15 protein-coding genes are annotated in these 17,837 nt (G+C 60.8%); 4 read left to right on the top strand and 11 right to left on the bottom strand.

Features of this window, described 5'->3' with window-relative positions:
- The 9 genes from mraY to CFAEC_RS09265 form a co-directional block, all read right to left on the bottom strand.
- Positions 1–1,101, bottom strand: a complete 1,101-nt coding sequence (gene mraY, locus CFAEC_RS09225; protein WP_290276216.1) for a phospho-N-acetylmuramoyl-pentapeptide-transferase — start codon at positions 1,099–1,101, stop codon at positions 1–3.
- 6 nt (positions 1,102–1,107) lie between these two features.
- Positions 1,108–2,622 (bottom strand): UDP-N-acetylmuramoyl-tripeptide--D-alanyl-D-alanine ligase, encoded by a 1,515-nt coding sequence (locus tag CFAEC_RS09230; protein WP_290276219.1) that lies wholly within the window; start codon positions 2,620–2,622, stop codon positions 1,108–1,110.
- A gap of 9 nt (positions 2,623–2,631) precedes the next feature.
- A complete protein-coding gene (locus CFAEC_RS09235; protein ID WP_290276220.1) occupies positions 2,632–4,185 on the bottom strand; it encodes a UDP-N-acetylmuramoyl-L-alanyl-D-glutamate--2,6-diaminopimelate ligase in 1,554 nt (517 codons plus the stop codon).
- A gap of 100 nt (positions 4,186–4,285) precedes the next feature.
- Positions 4,286–6,415, bottom strand: coding sequence for a peptidoglycan D,D-transpeptidase FtsI family protein (locus CFAEC_RS09240; protein WP_435384226.1), 2,130 nt, complete (start codon positions 6,413–6,415; stop codon positions 4,286–4,288).
- Positions 6,412–7,197, bottom strand: coding sequence for a cell division protein FtsL (ftsL, locus tag CFAEC_RS09245; RefSeq protein ID WP_290276222.1), 786 nt, complete (start codon positions 7,195–7,197; stop codon positions 6,412–6,414). The genes CFAEC_RS09240 and ftsL overlap by 4 nt, the downstream gene beginning before the upstream one ends.
- Entirely contained in the window at positions 7,194–8,207 is a 1,014-nt protein-coding gene (gene rsmH, locus CFAEC_RS09250) for a 16S rRNA (cytosine(1402)-N(4))-methyltransferase RsmH (RefSeq protein WP_290276224.1), read from the bottom strand. Before rsmH ends, ftsL begins: the two co-directional genes overlap by 4 nt.
- 249 nt (positions 8,208–8,456) lie before the next feature.
- The gene (gene mraZ, locus CFAEC_RS09255) at positions 8,457–8,888 is read right to left on the bottom strand and encodes a division/cell wall cluster transcriptional repressor MraZ (RefSeq protein ID WP_290276226.1); all 432 of its coding nucleotides are present in this window, start codon (positions 8,886–8,888) and stop codon (positions 8,457–8,459) included.
- Positions 8,889–9,412: 524 nt separating this feature from the next.
- Positions 9,413–9,802 carry a DUF3040 domain-containing protein gene (locus tag CFAEC_RS09260; RefSeq protein ID WP_290276228.1) on the bottom strand — a complete coding sequence of 130 codons (390 nt, stop codon included), beginning with the start codon at positions 9,800–9,802 and terminating at the stop codon, positions 9,413–9,415.
- Positions 9,803–10,059: 257 nt separating this feature from the next.
- Positions 10,060–10,485 (bottom strand): SAV_6107 family HEPN domain-containing protein, encoded by a 426-nt coding sequence (locus CFAEC_RS09265; RefSeq protein ID WP_290276230.1) that lies wholly within the window; start codon positions 10,483–10,485, stop codon positions 10,060–10,062.
- Positions 10,486–10,660: 175 nt separating this feature from the next.
- On the opposite strand from CFAEC_RS09265, the gene CFAEC_RS09270 reads away from it, so the two are divergent.
- Positions 10,661–11,266, top strand: coding sequence for a GNAT family N-acetyltransferase (locus CFAEC_RS09270; protein ID WP_290276231.1), 606 nt, complete (start codon positions 10,661–10,663; stop codon positions 11,264–11,266).
- A 72-nt stretch (positions 11,267–11,338) separates the two neighbouring features.
- Here the strand turns inward: CFAEC_RS09270 and metF are convergent, their stop codons facing one another.
- Positions 11,339–12,319, bottom strand: a complete 981-nt coding sequence (metF, locus tag CFAEC_RS09275) for a methylenetetrahydrofolate reductase [NAD(P)H] (protein WP_290276233.1) — start codon at positions 12,317–12,319, stop codon at positions 11,339–11,341.
- Between the two features lie 121 nt (positions 12,320–12,440).
- Here metF and CFAEC_RS09280 point away from each other — a divergent pair, with 121 nt between their 5' ends.
- Positions 12,441–13,541 (top strand): polyprenyl synthetase family protein, encoded by a 1,101-nt coding sequence (locus tag CFAEC_RS09280; RefSeq protein WP_290276236.1) that lies wholly within the window; start codon positions 12,441–12,443, stop codon positions 13,539–13,541.
- Positions 13,542–13,552: 11 nt separating this feature from the next.
- A complete protein-coding gene (locus CFAEC_RS09285) occupies positions 13,553–15,091 on the top strand; it encodes an alpha-(1->6)-mannopyranosyltransferase A (RefSeq protein WP_290276238.1) in 1,539 nt (512 codons plus the stop codon).
- 25 nt (positions 15,092–15,116) lie between these two features.
- Here the strand turns inward: CFAEC_RS09285 and CFAEC_RS09290 are convergent, their stop codons facing one another.
- Positions 15,117–15,488 (bottom strand): Rv2175c family DNA-binding protein, encoded by a 372-nt coding sequence (locus CFAEC_RS09290; protein WP_290276241.1) that lies wholly within the window; start codon positions 15,486–15,488, stop codon positions 15,117–15,119.
- Positions 15,489–15,610: 122 nt separating this feature from the next.
- On the opposite strand from CFAEC_RS09290, the gene pknB reads away from it, so the two are divergent.
- Positions 15,611–17,836, top strand: a complete 2,226-nt coding sequence (pknB, locus tag CFAEC_RS09295; RefSeq protein WP_290276244.1) for a Stk1 family PASTA domain-containing Ser/Thr kinase — start codon at positions 15,611–15,613, stop codon at positions 17,834–17,836.
- Position 17,837: the final 1 nt, after the last annotated feature.

Genomic DNA, 17,837 nt, shown 5'->3' on the forward strand with positions numbered 1-17,837 from the left:
CTATACCTCCGCCAGACTGAGCCAGTCACTGTAGAACACGGCCATACCGGCCAGCACCGCCATGATGGCGATCAGCCAGAAACGGACCACCACTGTGGTCTCCGCCCAGCCGACGGCCTCGAAGTGGTGGTGGATGGGTGCCATGCGGAATACCCGCTTCTTGCGTGTCTGGAAGACCGCGATCTGGATGGCCACGGAGGCGATCTCAATGACGAACAGTGCGCCGATGATCACCATCAGCAGCTCGGTGCGCGTGACCACGGAGATACCCGCGACCAGACCGCCGAGAGCGAGTGAACCGGTATCACCCATGAAAATCTTCGCCGGTGCAGCATTCCACCACAGGAAGCCCAGGGTGGCTCCCAGTCCAGCTGCCGCGAGGACCGCGATGTCCAGAGGATCACGCACGGTGTAGCATCCCGCTTCCACGGCGGTGTCGCAGGAGTTCCGGAACTGCCAGAAGGTGATGAGGGTGTAGGCACCCATCACGAAGGCGGTGGTGCCGGCTGCCAGCCCATCAAGACCGTCGGTGATATTGACGGCGTTGGACCATGCGCTGACCACGATATAGATGAAGATCAGGAAGACGATCGTGCCCAGGATGCCGCCGCCGAAGGCGAGATCAATGGTGTCGATGTCCCGGATGAAGGACAGATGTGTGGATGCCGGCGTCAGGCCGTTCTCGTCCGGGAACTGCAGCACCAGGTAGCCGAAGCCCAGGGCGATGACCAGCTGGGAGATCAGCTTGGCGGTCTTGTTCAACCCCAGGTTGCGTTCCTTGTACAGCTTGATGAAGTCATCGGCGAAACCTGTGGCGCCCAGACCCAGCATCAGGCCCAGCACCAGCAGACCGGAGGCTGTGAAACCGCCATAACCGGCGAGGGTGGAATAGATGTTGGTCACCACATAGGCCACCACGATGCCGACGATGATCGCGATGCCGCCCATGGTGGGTGTGCCGCGTTTGCGCAGGTGTGACTTGAGGCCATCCTCCCGGATTTCCTGGCCCAGCTGCCGGTTGGTGAAATAACGGATCAGAATCGGGGTGAGGAAGATCGATACCAGGAACGCCACCGCTCCACTGATGATGATCTGCTGCATGAGTTTCTAGATTCCTTCCACGTTCCGGCGCGGTTCGCCGTCAAACTTCGCGTGCAGATCTTCGGCCACACGCCATAGCTGGTCGGCATTGGACGCCTTGACCAGCACCACATCACCTTTGCGTACCTGGTGGCGCAGCAGCTCCACCGCTGAATCCGTATCCGGCACAGCAGAGGTGGTCACACCCAGCGCGGCTGCCTCCTCACCGAGGGCACGGCAGTTGGGGTTGTCCCCCACCGTGATGAGTCTTTCAATATGATACTTGGCCAGTTCAGCGCCCAGCGCCCGGTGTTCCTCAGTGGCTTCGTCGCCGAGTTCACCCATCTGCCCGAGGACCGCCCAGCTCTGGGAATCATGCCGTGCGCTGGCTGTGTAGGCCAGGGCTGCGATACCGGCACGCATGGAGTCCGGATTGGCGTTGTAGGCATCGTTGATGATGGTCACACCGTCCGCCCGGGTACGCACATCCATGCGGTGCGCGGAGGCGGCAGCATGGGAGGACAGCCCGGAGACCACGGTGGATTCATCCACTCCTGCTTCGATGGTGACGGCAGCGGCCGCCAGGGCGTTGGACACCTGGTGCTCACCGAAGACCTGGAGCGCCACCGGCCAGGACCCATTGCGGGTGTGCAGGGTGAAACTCGCACGTGCCACATCATCAAGGATCAGGTCGGTGGCCCAGTAATCAGCACCCTTGGCCGGTGGGGTGGCCGTGGAGAAGGTGACCACGCGTGCCCGGGTCCGGGGCGCCATGTTGGCCACGAAGGGGTCATCGGCGTTGAGCACAGCGACACCACCCTCGGCGGCAGCTGGTAGTGCCTCGATCAGCTCACCCTTGGCCTGGGCGATGTTGGCGCGGGAACCGAACTCGCCGAGGTGCGCGGAACCGACATTGAGTACGGCTCCGATGCGTGGTGGGGTGATGCGCGCCAGGTGGGCGATGTGGCCGATACCGCGCGCGGACATCTCCGACACCAGATACCGGGTGCCTTCAGTGCAGCGCAATGCGGTGTACGGCAACCCCACCTCGTTGTTGAAGGAACCGGGGGGTGCGACAGTGTCGCCGGCCATGGACAGCACGGTGGCGATGAAATCCTTGGTGGAGGTCTTGCCAGCGGATCCGGTCAGTGCCACCACGGCCAGGGAATGGTCTGACACAGATGTGTCCACCACATGGCGCGCCAGCCTGGACAGCGCCTCGATGACCGCGGCACCGTGGCCGTCGGGGTCATGGGCATAAATATCTGCATTGGAATCGGACCTGCCCACGGGTGGAACGAGCACCGACGGTGCGTCCACCTCCCGGGCGGCCAGTACAGCCACGGCCCCATTGCCGACTGCGGTGGCGGCGAATTCATGCCCGTCCACCTGTGCACCCGGCAGGGCGAGGAAGAGACCCCCGGGGGTTATCTTGCGGGAATCGAACTCAACGGTGCCGGTGACCGGTGTGTCCGCCGAAGCCCCTCCGGCGAGCTCACCACCGACGATGGTGGCGATCTCTCCAAGTGTCAGCTGAATCATGGGTGTGGATTACTTCCCTTCCCTATCGGACTGCTTTTCGCGCAGCGCCTCACGGGTCTGCTCACGAACCTGCTCACGAACCTGCTCACGATCATCAAAGTGATGGGTGACTCCGGCAACCAGCTGGCCGACCTCATGGCCCTTGCCAGCTACAACAATGCCATCCCCGGGGCCTGCCCACCTGATCAGCGCACGGATGGCCTCGGCGCGGTCACCGATTTCACGAACCTCCACCCGGTGGCCTGCCTTGTCGGCGCCACTGAGTGCGCCGTCCATGACCGCTGCGCGGATGGTGGCGGGCACCTCGGAACGGGGGTTGTCATCGGTGACGATGACCAGATCCGCCCGTTGTGCTGACAGCTCACCCATCGGAGCTCGTTTGGTGGCATCACGGTCTCCTCCCGCACCTATGACCACGCCGAGGCGACCATCGATCTGGGTGCGGAGGGTGTCCAGCACCGCTGCTACCGCGGCTGGTTTGTGGGCATAATCGACCACGGCGAGGAAGTCCTGTCCTTCGTCGATACGCTCCATGCGGCCGGGCACGGCAACGCCGGCCATGCCGCGGGCGAACGCGACGGGTTCCACACCGGCGCGCACCGCGGCGGCCAGGGCGAGCGTGGCATTGGCCACATTGAAGGCACCCGGAAGCGCCAGGGTCACGGGGATCTCACCATGCTCCGGCACGGTCACGGAGAAGCTCTGCTCGCCGACCTCGTTCACCGTCACCCCACCGGCGGTGAAATCTGCCTGCACACCAGTGCTGGACACGGTCTGGACATCACCGGAGATCCCCGCCATGCGGAAACCCCAGTCATCATCAACGCAGACAACCTGACGCGCGGCCGCGAGTTCAGAATCCGGCTGGAAGAACAGTGCCTTGGCATCGAAGTATTCTTCCATCGTGTCGTGGAAGTCCAGGTGATCCTGGGAGAGGTTGGTAAAAGCGGCAACATCAAAGTGTGAACCGGACACCCGACCCAGCGACAGTGCGTGGCTGGACACCTCCATGACCACATGGGTCACCTCATGCTGGCGCATGCGGTAGAAAAGCTTCTGCAGCGTAGGCGCCTCAGGGGTGGTGAGCTTGGTTGGCACCGGTTCCCCATCGATGCGTGTGCCGGTGGTACCGATCAGACCAACCTTGTATCCGGCTTCCATCAGACCGCGCTCAAGGAGATAACTGGTGGTGGTCTTGCCGGAGGTTCCGGTCACGCCGATGAGCACCAGGTCGCGGGATGGGTCACCGTACACGCTTGACGACGCCCGGCCGAGCACCTTCCGCACGTCGGCGACGACCAGGACGGGGCGGTCATCCCCGGCACCTTCGAGGATGGCTGCGCCCTCTTCATCGGTGAGCACTGCCAGCGCACCGCCGGCGCGGTCCTGCGCAGCGAACTCCGCGCCGTGCTTGCGGGAACCGGGTACCGCTGCGAAGATCGCAGCCTTCTTGGCCAGGGTGGAGGAATCCAGCCCGATGTTCCGGATCTCCAGCTCAGGGTCCGGTGCGTTGATCAGGTGGCCGTCGATTGTGTGGGCCAGGGCCTGAAGGGTGATGGCCATTGGTCTGCCTCCATTGGGTTCTTCAAGTTGATGGACAGGGGGACGCCGGCACACGTGGGTGGTGACACCGGTGATTGATTAATGGAGAAGTCTATGTGACCTACGGTGCCTGCAGGAGAATAGGCTCCGCAGGTGGAGACAGGGGGATGTTATCCCGGTTGAGCAACCAGGCGGCGATGTCCTTGAACAATGGAGCTGCGGTACCGCCCGCACCACCGTGGACACCCCGGTCGGGTTCGTCGAGCATGATGGCCACCACGAAGCGGGGATCATCAGCCGGAGCGATACCGGCGAAGGTAATCCAATACTGCGAGTTGGAGTACGCACCGGTATTCTCATCCACCTTCTGCGCCGTTCCGGTCTTGCCTGAGAGTTGATACCCCTCGATGGCGGCATCAGCTGCGGTGCCCTGCTGCACACCGGTGGGATCGGATTGGATGACGGAACGGAACATGTCCACCGTGGTGCGGGCCGCTTCCGGGCTGACCACCTGGACGGTATCCGGTTCCGGCTGTTCCAACACGGTGCCGTCGGAGTCCGTGATCTGCTTGATGATGCGGGGTTCGATGCGTTCACCGTCATTGGCCAGTGCCTGATATACCCCTGCCATCTGCAGCAGTGTCAGGGACATACCCTGACCGATCGGCAGGTTGGCGAAGGTGCCACCTGACCACTGCTCCAAGGCTGGAAGCAGTCCCTGCGACTCGGTGGGCAGTTCAATTCCGGTGGGCTGCCCCACTCCGAAACGGTTGAGGTAGTCTGCGAACTTCTCCTCACCCAGACGCTCCGCCAGCATCAGTGTTCCCACGTTGGAGGATTTTCCGAAGACACCCGCGGTGGTATACGGAAGGACATCGTGTGCCCAGGCATCCTTGACAGTCACACCGGCCATTTCAATGCTGCCCGGTACCTGCAGGACCTCATCCGGGGTGGATAGTCCCTCCTGGATGACACCCGCGGCGGTGATGATCTTGGCCACGGAACCGGGTTCAAACGGGTGCGTGACGGACGGGTTATCAAAACTCTTTCCGCGTTCGATCTGCTTCGCGGTGTCCTCATTGGGGTTGATGGTGTCCGAGTTGGCCATGGCCAGCACTTCAGCGGTCTTGGCATCCAGCACCACCGCCGAGGCGCTTTCCGCCCCGGAATTGGCCTTGGCCTGTTCCAGAAGCTGCTGCACATAGGTCTGCAGATCCAGATCAATGGTCAGTTCCACACTGGCACCATCCACCGCGGAGACCTGATCCCGGAGGGTGCCCGGAATGGACTGCCCACGGATGGACACGTCCATGGTGGTGCGACCGTTGATGCCGGACAGGAGTGAATCATTGGAGGCCTCAAAACCGAACTGGCCTTCACCGTCCATGCTGATGCGTCCGATGATGTTTTCAGCAACCGAGCCGTTGGGGTACTGGCGGATGTCCTGATGATCAGCGGCGATACCGAAAAGTTCATCGGTGATCTCTGCTGCGATATCCGGATCCACATTGCGCACGAGCACCTCATAGTGGCTGTCTGCGTAGAACTTCTCCAGGATCTCCTCGGATCGGATATTGGAGACATCCTTGCCGTGGGATTCCATGATCTCCGGGATGCGCTCAGCGGAGAACTCCAGACGTTCGTCCATCTTGTCTTCGAGGAATACCAGGCGATCCTTCTGCCCCATCCGCACGTACTCCGCACCCTCATCAATGGTGACATAGCTGGCCACCAGATCCGGGTCGGTCTGTTCCGCAGCCAGGCGCAGGGCCAAATCGGTCTGGGTCAGCATCTCAGGGCGGAGGATATTCGGGGACACGGTCAGGGACCTCGCCTGCATGGTGTAGGCGAGCTGGTTCCCGTCACGGTCGAGGATCTCACCGCGACGGGCCGGATCAGTGTAGACGCGTGTGCGCTGGTCGGAGGCGAACACCGCCAACTCCGGCCCCCATACCAACTGGACCCAACCGAGCCTGAAGATCAACACCGCGGACAGCACGAGAGCGATGATGGTCACCACATTGACACGCCTCTTCCCTGCCCCGGCACCCGTGCCGGTTGCGGAAACGGCGGTGGCGGCGGGACTGCCGGAAGAGGTGGCGGTGGTTGCGCTGCCACGTCGTTTCAATTCGCGTTCACGGGAGGCCCGTCGGCTCTCATCCTGATACGCCGAACGGCGGGACGCGCCATCACGTCCCGCTCGTTCTTTCCGGCCTTCATCATGGCCGCGTGGATCACCGGGGAAACTCACCGCCCGACGCCACCTGCTTGCTCACCGGCATCGCGGGTCGTTGCAGCATAGGGCGCGGGTGCGGAGTTGGCCTGGTACGGCGGCGTCACCGCACCCTGCTGAGGTGGGATGACCTGGAGGTTCTCAGTCACTTCGTTAGTTTCTTCCGGATTGCTGGAAGCACGGTTCGGACGGGCCTGGGTGCCACTGTTGATATCGATGACAGGGCGGGTCTCCGGGGTGGCAGGACGCTGCTCCCACACCTCTCCGTTGTCCTGAACAGCGAGCACACCCGGCTGCACCGGGGACTCCATGCCCAGCCCACTGGCGGTGGCGGCGATGGTGGCGGCGGAACGGGCATCCTCAACGTCGCGGGTCAGTGATTCAATCCGATTGGACAGAGCTGTTTCCTCCGCCTTGAGGTTCTGAAGTTGATAGGTCTGCTGCGTGGACACACCAGAAAGCCCCATGGAAGCACCGACACCCACGCACAGGAGCAGCACCACGATGGTGAACAACTGGATCATGCGGGGATTCGCGCGCGGGGCGACAACACGCCGTCCACGGACAGACAGCACCTGCTGGGAGCCGGTCTGGTGCTGGAAGCGACGCTTATGCGTCGGCTGCACACCGGGGTTGACCAGCCCACGGGTGGTGTGTCGGCGTTCAGGTGGCAGAGTGGTCGGGCGTGGAACGGTGCTTGTCGACGCCTCCCCCACCGCCGTGGAATAATCCCGGCTTCCTGATTGACGGGAGTATCGGTTTCTACCCGGTTCGGTACGGGAGCCACGAGTCATGGTCATGATTGCTCTCCTTGTTTTGCGGCGATTCGCTCAATCGCGCGCACCTTGACTGGCGCAGCACGGGGATTTTCTTCGATTTCAGCTTCGGAAGCGGTCTCCGCTCCGCGGGTGACCTGTGTGAACAGTGGTGCCGTTCCAGGCAGATCCACCGGCAGACCCCGAGGGGTTTTGGATGTGGTCAGCTCCGAGAAGAACTTCTTCACCAGGCGATCCTCATGGGACTGATAACTCATGAACACCGCACGACCCCCCACGTTCAGGGAGTCAGTGATCTGTGGCAGGACATTGACCAGGGAGTCCAGCTCATTGTTCACCTCAACGCGCAGCGCCTGGAAAGTTCGTTTTGCCGGATGTCCACCGGTTCGACGCGTGGCTGCCGGGATCGCGTCATAGAGCAGTTCAACCAGACGCGCCGATGTGGTGAAGGGTTCCTTCTCACGTTCCTTCAGTACAGCTGAGGCAATCTTTCCTGCGAAGCGTTCATCACCGTAGGTTTTGAGTACCCGGGCGATATCGCCATGGGAGTAGGTGTTGAGGATGTCCGCTGCCGTGATCCCCTGGGTTGCATCCATACGCATATCCAGTGGTGCATCAGTGCGGTAGGCGAAGCCACGCTCCACCTGGTCCAGCTGCATGGAGGACACACCCAGGTCGAAGAGCGCACCGGAGATCCCTTCGCTGCGAGCCAGATCAAGGATGTCCCCCTCGCCATGCGCGAGCACATCTGACAACCCGTCGAAGCGGGTCTTCACGCCCATGAAACGCTCCCCGAAGGGAGCGAGCCTCTGCCCAGCATCCCGGAGTGCATTGTCATCGCGGTCCAGGCCGATGACCCGGGCGTCCGGGAACACCGTGAGGAAGAACTCAGAGTGCCCCCCTGCGCCGAGTGTGGCATCGACGATGACTGCCCGGTCGCCCATGTCCCTGACCTTGTCAGCGATCAGTGATGCCATCCGGTCCCGCATCACGGGAACGTGACCATGGTTTCCCTGAATGGAGAAGTCCTCCACTGTTGGCCCCCTATCTCCCTGACTGGGTTTCGAATGTCTCAACTTGTACCCACGTGCGTGGATAAAAAACTGCGCGACAATCAAGCCCGGTAGTCACGCAGTCCCACTATTCACAACAACTCACAACAACGGAGTGCGTACAGGGCCCCGCTCGAGGTCTCGATCTGATGTCGGGGAAGTACACCAGAGCTGACCCCTCGAACGGAGTCCATACACGCGCTCCATACCTCATACGCTGGAGTGCGTCTGCTACAGGAACCCGCCGAGAACCTCGTTCTCGGCCGCAGAAAACGCAGCTTCCGTCTCCTCCTGGTACGTGGCCCAAGCCTGTGCGTCCCAGATTTCCAGAAAGTCCACTGATCCAATGACCACGCATTCCTTGGTCAGGCCCGCATAACTGCGATGCCCGGCCGAGAGAGTGATGCGTCCCTGGGCATCCGGTCGTTGCTCATCCGCGCTGGCCGCAAGATTACGGATGAACGCACGTGCCTCTGGGCTTGTCCGGGAGACTGCAGCTGCCTTGCGGGCACGTGCTGCAAACTCCTCCTTCGGAAAAACCGCGAGACTGTGGTCTTGACCTTTTGTCACCATCAGGCCCCCCGCCAGCTCCTCACGGAACTTAGCGGGAAGTGTCAACCTTCCCTTGTCATCGAGCTTCGGGGTATAGGTGCCGAGGAACATCTCCAAGACCCCTTCCCGCAAACTTTCCAACCAGGTCGTATCAGTTTGTCTCTACGGCGTTCGGTGGCCCCTCATGCTGGGCCACCGTCCACCGCTGAGCCCCACAATACCCCACTTTCCCCCACCCATATCAAGTGTTGCCGGTACCATCCCCCACCACTGATCAATACCCACAGGTCAAGGGCTCAAAAGAAAAGTGGGGAGATTTTCGTGTCGCCCCCACAAATAGTCTCAAGCTCAACTTGAACCCCTCCAGTCCCACAATTCTCGACCGCCACCCAAGGGCCGTTAGCACAATAGAAATCCCCTGTTAGCTGGTAAAACGCTGGGACTCACCCTTATTCAACGTCAGGATATTGTCAGGTCGATGGCAGAATTAAACCTGAGTGGGGCGCCGTGGGGAATGGCGGGGAAAGCTCCGGAAACGCCAAAAGCCCGGCGGACCATAATCGGTCCGCCGGGCCTTTGATAGGTTCAGATCTGCCTGAGCCTACAGCCCTGCACTACCCGGGATGAATCAGAGGTTACTTACCTTCGAAACGACGACGGAAATTCTCTTCCATCTTATCGCCCAGCGATGATCCGCCCGCAGAACCGGATGAGACCCGGTCCCCACGTGATGAGATCTGGATCTTGTTCGACCCACCTCCACGAAGCATCCATACGCCGGAACCAAACATCACCAGGAACCCAATGACGCCAAGCGCCGAGAACCATAGTGTCTGCTGACTGAGTGCAACTCCGGCAACAAGCAGAACTAGACCTACAACGAAGAGTGCAATTCCCCGGAGAGTCAATCCACCACTCACCAAGGCATTATCACCCGCTACGGACTTTCCAAATTTCGGATCATCCGCCATGAGGGCCTGCTCAATTTCGCGCAGCGCCCTTTGCTCCTGCTCTGAAAGTGACATGATGTCCTCCCGGGGTTGTAGAGATCTTTTCCTTCTGCCCTATTAACGCCCAGATTATCCAGATTGTTCCCGGTAATGCCAATAACGGCGAAAGTGGGAAGATCACCCCCATCCCCTCCCCCATACGGGACAGTGATGTCCGCCACCCCTATTTGACGGGTGGGACAGAGAAGGGCTGCGAAAGTGCCACCCCGCAGCGTTTCACCCGACCCAGGCGGCGGGCAAGGATCACACTCTCCCGCAGTCCAACACGCAAACTAAGCAACGGCCGGCAGCCACCTGGTGCCGCCTTCCGCTTCATCCAGGAAGTCTTCCACCCTGGACATGAAGCTATCCAGCGTGACCACGGTCAGGTGCACTTCCAGGCCACTGGCCGCTCGTGACCGAAGTCTGGAGAAGGCCGAAAGTTCATCAGCCCACGCCGCAGCCCGATCATCCACCAGACGCAATCGCTCCCATGCCCCCTTGGGCAGGCGCTTGCGGGAGGCTGATGCACTATCGGCGAAGACCGCACCCGCTATGCGCAGAGCGGCCTGATAGGAAAACTCCAACGCCAGAACGAGGTCACCCTCGTGCCGATGACGTGCAGCTTCAGCCAGGAGCACCCTCGCTTTCGAGAGGAACTCCGTTGACTTCCCGCCCATGCGGGAGAAACGCGTTGTCGCGGAAATGATCTCACCCATCAGGCCCACTCCTTATATCAGTCAGGCACCACTTTCTACCGATGCTTTAGCACTGGTTTGAACCCTAAACGCAGCACTGGACATCATGACTTAATTTTAGAACATACTTTCTATGTGGTCAATGGTTTTTGCACACATTGTCACGACCCGTCGGTGCACGTGGTTGGATGGGGATGTGACCTTGACGATCCGCAGACTCAATACCCCTGAATTTTCAGTGAATGCTCCGGTACTCGTGGACATCTACCTCCGCGCCATGGGCTATGACCCCACCATCCGGGAGACCCGAATCAATGTCTGGCGTCGAAATTCCATGAACCTTGGCTTCAAGGCGGTATGCGCACTGCTCGATGACCGGGTCGTTGGAGTTGCCTACGGATTCCGGGGCGATCAGGACCACTGGTGGCAGCATCAACTGAGGCGCGGTTTAAGGGATCAGGGTGGGCCCACGCACCAGGAGTTGGAGATCATCGGCGACTATTTCGAGGTCGCTGAAGTCCATGTCCTGCCCGGACAGCAGGGCCATGGCATCGGCCGGAAGATGATGGGAGAACTCCTCAGGGATAATCACGCCAAATTCGCCGTTCTGTCCACCCCGGAGGTTGAGGATGAGCTCAACCACGCATTCAGTCTCTACCGGTCTTTGGGATTCAGCGATCTGTTACGCCGATTCCGCTTCGACGGAGACCAACGTGAGTTCGCGGTGCTCCACGCCAGCCTGCCGTTAAGAGAGGCCTCCGCGTCAAACTCCGCGCACCCCCACTCCCAGGAAAACTCCTAGATTTCTCCCTGATAAACAACGGACGGGATAGCAGAACCCTGTTCTGCTATCCCGTCGATGTCTAAAATCTGCCTAACGCACGGCATCATGCCCATGTTCGGCACCCCAGGCGGGAGCCATCCCCAGGTTATGCAGTACCTCCTGGGTCGCCCGGGTGAAATTCAGGGTCATGAAGTGCAGGTCGGGAACACCTTCCGCAATGAGTCTTTCCGCCATCTCTGAGGTGACCTCGATACCCACCTTGCGGATCTCGTCGCGGTTGGCCTCTTCATCACCGTTGGCAGCCCGGAGCAGTCGCTCTTCCAGGGCCGCCGGGATGGATGAGCCCGATAGTTCGACCTGCCGGCGCACCGAGCGCAAACTCGTGATGGGCATCAGACCCGGAATCAGAGGTTTGGCGCCGTGGACCGGATCAGCAGCGACCAGACGGTCACGCAGGCGCAGGAAGTCCTCCACATCGAAAAACATCTGTGTGATGGAATATTCCGCCCCGGCGCGCAGCTTGGCCAGGGTGAACCTGGTGTCATTCTCCACCGACCCCGCACGGTGGTGCCCCTCTGGGAAGGAGGCGATACCGATATCAAAATGTGCGAACTCGGGATCGTTCTTGATCATCTCGATCAGATCCAGGGCGAAAGCATAACCCCCTTCAGTGGTCACCCAGTCCCCGAGTGGGTCCCCAGGGGGGTCCCCGCGTAAAGCCAACAGATTGGTCAGACCGAGTTCGGCGTATCCACGCAGAATGTCTTTCAGCTCATCGACGGTGTGGTCCACCAGGGTGAGGTGGACGAGGGTGGTCAGTGGCTGACGTGACAGCCGACGGGCAACACGGGCGGTACGCTCACGTGTGGAACCACCTGCTCCGTAGGTAACCGATACAAATGATGCACCGAGGTCATGAAATACCTCGGCAGCCCGGTACAGCCTGTCCTCAGCAGCGTCATCACGTGGAGGCATGAATTCCACGGAGAAGGGCACCCTTCCGGGAACGGGACGCTGGAGTACCTCACTGATCGACCATTGCGACGAGGCTGAGATATTGGTTGGGGACATGACTGGGTATCTTATGTTATGAAGTCATTCCAGGAATGAATGGCCCCCTGGCATATATTCATCACCGGTATTCGCCCGTAGCTAAATCCATATTTCACCACTACCTGGGGAAGGACTCCCTTTGAGCACAGTTGATGCCCATAATCCAGATCTCGATCAGATTCCGGTTCTCGTCCACGAACGGCTCACCCGATTCCTGGATGCGCGCGCAGCTGAGGTCGCCGCAATCGGAACCCCGGTGACTGAAGCCGTCGAGTATCTTCGAAATTTCGTGCTCAATGGTGGTAAACGCATCCGACCCCTGTATGTGTGGGCTGGTTTCGTCGCGGCGCAGGGCCCGGACGAAAGCGCGGAGAACATCGAATCAGTTCTGGATGCTGCCGCCAGCCTCGAATTCATTCAGGCCTGTGCTCTGATACATGATGACATCATCGATTCTTCTGATACCCGCCGAGGCGCACCCACAGTCCACCGCGCGGTGGAACAGCGGCATGGCGAAACCGGTCTCGAAGGCGATGCCGCCCACTTTGGTCAGTCCGTAGCCATTCTCGCGGGTGACATGGCTCTGGTCTGGGCTGAAGACATGCTGCAGGATTCCGGACTATCGGCCGAAGCTCTCGCCCGCACACGTGATGCGTGGCGGGGTATGCGCACCGAGGTCATCGGTGGGCAGCTCCTGGATATCTTCCTTGAAGCTCAGGCCAATGAGTCGGTGGATCTGGCTGACTCCGTCAACCGCTTTAAGACCGCCGCTTACACCATTGAACGTCCTCTGCATCTGGGTGCATCCATTGCCGGGGCAGACGATGAGCTGATCACCGCACTCCGTAACTATGGTCGCGATATCGGAATCGCCTTCCAGCTCCGTGATGATCTGTTGGGTGTGTTCGGTGACCCTGCGATCACCGGTAAGCCAGCTGGGGATGATATCCGTGAGGGCAAGCGGACTGTTCTCCTGTCGCTTGCTCTGCAGCAGGCAGATATCTCTGATCCCGATGCGTCGGCTGTCATCCGGGCAGGTATCGGCAAGGTGTCTGACCCGGTGGAGATTTCCAGGATTGCCGGGTTGATCCGTGAGACCGGCGCGGAGGATCAGGTGGAACAACGGATCACCGCTCTCACCGAATCGGGTCTAGCCCATCTGGACCTCGACAGCATTCCCGAGGGCGTCCGCAAGCAGTTGCGACACCTGGCGATCCGGGCAACAGAACGCAGGATGTAACCCACCCCGATATGACTAACACCAGACTCGCTCGAACCATTGCCAACCCGGTGGCGTTATCGGCTGTGGCCGCCATCGCCCTCACCCTGGGTTCCTTCGGCGGTGGAGCGATCCGCTACCGCGGTGGTGTCATTGATGCCCTGGGCCTGGGCTTTTTGTCCTATGGGCACGGCCAGGGAATCTCCAATGTCGTCCTCTGGGTGGGCACGGCACTGCTGATCGGGGCGTGGGTGGTCCTCGGCCGCCTCCTGTTCCGGAACCGCGTGGGCCATAATGAGCGTCTACCTCTGGTCAGACGGACCCTGTTGGCAACCATCATCCCGCTGCTGTTCGCCGCGCCGATGATGTCGCGTGATGTGTACTCGTATCTGATGCAGGGTGCGATGCTCCGCGATGGCTTTGATCCCTACACCGAGGGAGCGGCCGCCAACCCCGGACCGATGCTGCTGGAGGTGTCGCATGATTGGCGGAACACCACCACCCCGTACGGCCCGCTGCACCTGTGGATCGGTGAGATGGTCACCACCGTGGTGGGTGACAATGTCACCGCGGGCATTATTGCCTACAAGATCCTGTCCACCGTCGGCTTCCTGGCCATCGCGGTGAGCATTCCCAGGATCGCAGCACATTTCGGCGCGGACCGCGCCACCGCCCTTTGGCTGGGTGTGGCCAATCCGGTGATGATCATCCACATGATCGGCGGGATGCACAACGAATCGATGATGGTGGGTCTGGTCAGCGTGGGTCTGCTGCTGGCCTTGAAGAAGCGATTCGCCACGGGTGTGGCCATCATCGCGGTGGCGGTGTCACTCAAGGCGACCGCCGCAATAGCCCTGCCCTTCGTGGTCTGGATCGGCATGCATCACATGGCGGGGCTGTTGGCGGCGCGCCAGCATCAAGACACCGCGGAGGCCCCCGCGCCGTCCAGGGGACAGTATCTGGTGGCGTTCTTCGCTAATGGCACGATGGGTGTGTTCATCACGGGTGTTGTGGTCAGCCTCGTCACCTGGGGGTCAGGTGCTTCGTGGGGGTGGATCAGCGAGATCAGCGGCAACTCAAAGGTGATCAACCCTCTGGCCATGCCGTCCCTCATCGCTGGTTTGATATCCATGGTGGCCAACGTGTTCACTGAGGATTTTGATTACAACTCCGTGATCGCGGTGATGCGGGATATCTCCATGGTGCTGATGCTGATTGGTCTGGTGATCTGCTGGTGGGTGTTCCGGCAGAATACCCGGCGTGCTGTCATGGGCACCACGGCGGCTTATGCGGTGGCGTTCGTCTTCAACTCGGTCACCCTGCCGTGGTATTACGCCAGCTTGATCACACTGGTGTGCACATTCAGCCCGCCACTGTGGCTGATCAGGTTTTCAGCGGGAGCCTCGGTGTTCATCGCCCTGATGTTCACCGGCAGCGGCAACCATCAGCTGCATAACATCCCGATGGTGATCATCGGCTTCATCCTCGCCTGGATATCGGTGCTGTTCATCTTCGAACGCAGTCCGTTGAAGGCTGCTGCCCCGGAGCCTGCACCCAGCACCAGGGGTTGATATCACACCGCCAGGCGGGGCGATATCAGACAGCCATGGCCTGGGCGCGTCGCATGACTTCACGGGCCAACTGGCCGTGGAGAGCATCGATGGGACGTCCGGGAAGGGTGTCATCCTCGGTGAACAGGAAGGCCAGGATCTCTTCATCGGAATAGCCACCATCGGACAGCAAAGCGATCACACCGGGGATAAACCGCGCGGTGTTTTCCTTCTTGGTGCTGAAAAATGCCACGGGGACATAGCGGACCCCGTCACGCTGAACGGCGATGATCTTGTGATCATTCAGCAGATCCATCACCTTGGTCACCACAACGCCGAGGCGTTCGGCAGCTTCAGGGAGGCTCAGCAGGGGTTCGTCAGCGGGCAGGACATCATGGGATACGTATTTGGAACTCACAGGTTCAATCTAGCGCCTCCACCCCTTCTGAGTGAAGCGGGGGCCACGGGGAAAACGGAGGAAGCCACACGGAGGGTACTCTCACTACCACTTTTCCCGCCGGGTCATTCATACTGGTTGCCATGGTGAACTTGAAGGTCGGTGACGTTCTGGAAGATAGGTACCGCATTGAAACCCCTATTGCCAGGGGTGGAATGTCAACTGTGTACCGCTGCATTGACCTTCGGTTGGGGCGTTCCGTGGCTGTGAAGGTCATGGATGAGGCATACCTGGATGATGCCGTGTTCAGGCAGCGTTTCCGTAGGGAGGCGCGGTCAATGGCACAGCTGTCACACCCGAATCTGGTCAATGTGTACGATTTTTCCTCCTCGGGGGATCATGCATTCATCGTGATGGAACTCATCACCGGGGGCACACTGCGCGAACTGCTGGCCGAGCGGGGCCCGATGCCTCCACATGCCGCAACCGGTGTGATGCGCGGGGTGCTCACCGGCCTGGCCGCCGCGCACCACGCAGAAATGGTGCACCGGGATATCAAACCGGACAACGTGCTGATCACCCATGACCACCGGGTGAAGTTATCGGACTTCGGGCTGGTGCGCGCAGCGTCCGCCGGGCAATCCCGGGATGACAAGATCGTGGGCACCGTGGCCTATCTCTCCCCTGAGCAGGTTGAGGGAACTGAGATCGGCCCCGCCAGTGATGTCTACTCCGCCGGCATCGTCCTCTTCGAGTTACTGACCGGCACGACGCCCTTCCAGGGCGCCGACGACATGGACCACGCCTATGCCCGCCTCACCGAGGTGGTGCCGGCTCCCAGTTCGCTTATCGACGGTGTGCCGTCGCTGGTGGACGCGCTTGTTGCCACGGCAACGTCGCTGAACCCCGCGGACCGGTTTGATGATGCAACTGAGTTTCTCACGGCCCTGGAGGACGTGTCCCAGGAGCTGAGCCTGCCTGGCTTCAAGGTGCCCGCCCCGGTTAATTCCGCAGCGAACCGCGCCCACGCAGCCGTACCGGATGCGCAGCCCACGGAGATGTTCACCACGCATCTGCCACAGCTCAACAGCCCTGATCAGACCTCGGTGATCCCTGCGCATGCTGAACCCAACACCAATGAGACCTCCATCATGCCGGCGCATCCGGGCCCACCGGGCGGGGTACCCATCCCTGTTCCTTCCCCGGCACCACCGCCTGCACGACAACCCGAAACCTCACTCGACGAGCAGTACCACGAGGCAGAGGAGACCCCTGATGTCGTGCCGGTGAGCAACCGCTCAAAGGTCAAACTGACAGTGTGGATCATCATCGTCACGCTGCTGGTGTCGGGTGTCGCAGTCGGGGCCTGGTGGTTTGGTTCAGGTAGGTATGGAGAGATCCCACAGGTTCTGGGCATGGATGAGGTCCAGGCCGTGGCCGTCGTGGAGGACGCAGGATTCATCCCTGTGACCGACACCCGGTATGACAACGAGGTTCCCACCGGATCGATCATCGGAACCGACCCATCTTTTGGTGAGCGCCTTCCTCGCGGCGAGGACGTCACAGTCCTCGTCTCTCAGGGGCGCCCTGTAGTACCGGATCTCGGCGAGGACCGATCCGTGGACACTGTTCGTACAGCTCTGGAGGAACAGACATTGGTCTGGGTGGATGCCCAGGGTGAATACTCCGATGACATTCCGGAGGGGCAGGTGGTCAACACCACCCCACGTCCGGGGACTGACCTGGACATCGGATCCCATGTCCAGGTCCACCTGAGCCGAGGGCCAGCTCCCGTGATGATTCCTGATGTCTCCGGAATGGATGTGGATCAGGCAACGAGGGTCATCGAAAACGCAGGGATCACCGTGGAGGGAACGGAGGAAGCCTTCAATCCGGAGACCTCCCGTGGCCGGGTGTTCGGCACCACCCCGGAGATCTCCTCCGAGATCAACCGCGGGGATAGCGTGGTGTTGATTGTCTCCAATGCGATTGAGATCCCGGATGTGCTGGGTATGCAGGAAGCTGAGGCACTCGAGGTGTTGGCCGAGGCGGGGTTGGGGGTGTCGTCGACAAGCGTCATCCCTGATGAGACCGCACGGTCCGCGGACACCGTCGTGGCGGTCACGCCGGGCGCCGGAGGCCTGGTTGATCCGGCCAATCCCCAGGTCAGCCTGGGGTTGGCCGGTCAGATTGAGGTGCCGAGCATCATTGGTCGACGCATCGATGATGCCCGGGAGATCCTCGAAGATGCCGGATTATTCCTGGCTGCAGACTCAGACGATGAGGACAATGATCGTGTGCTCACCCAGACTCCCCGTGCGCGGTCGGTGGTTGAGGCTGGCAGCGAAGTAGAAGTGAGAGCCTTTTAAG

This window comes from Corynebacterium faecale, assembly GCF_030408735.1.
Classification (GTDB): domain Bacteria; phylum Actinomycetota; class Actinomycetes; order Mycobacteriales; family Mycobacteriaceae; genus Corynebacterium; species Corynebacterium faecale.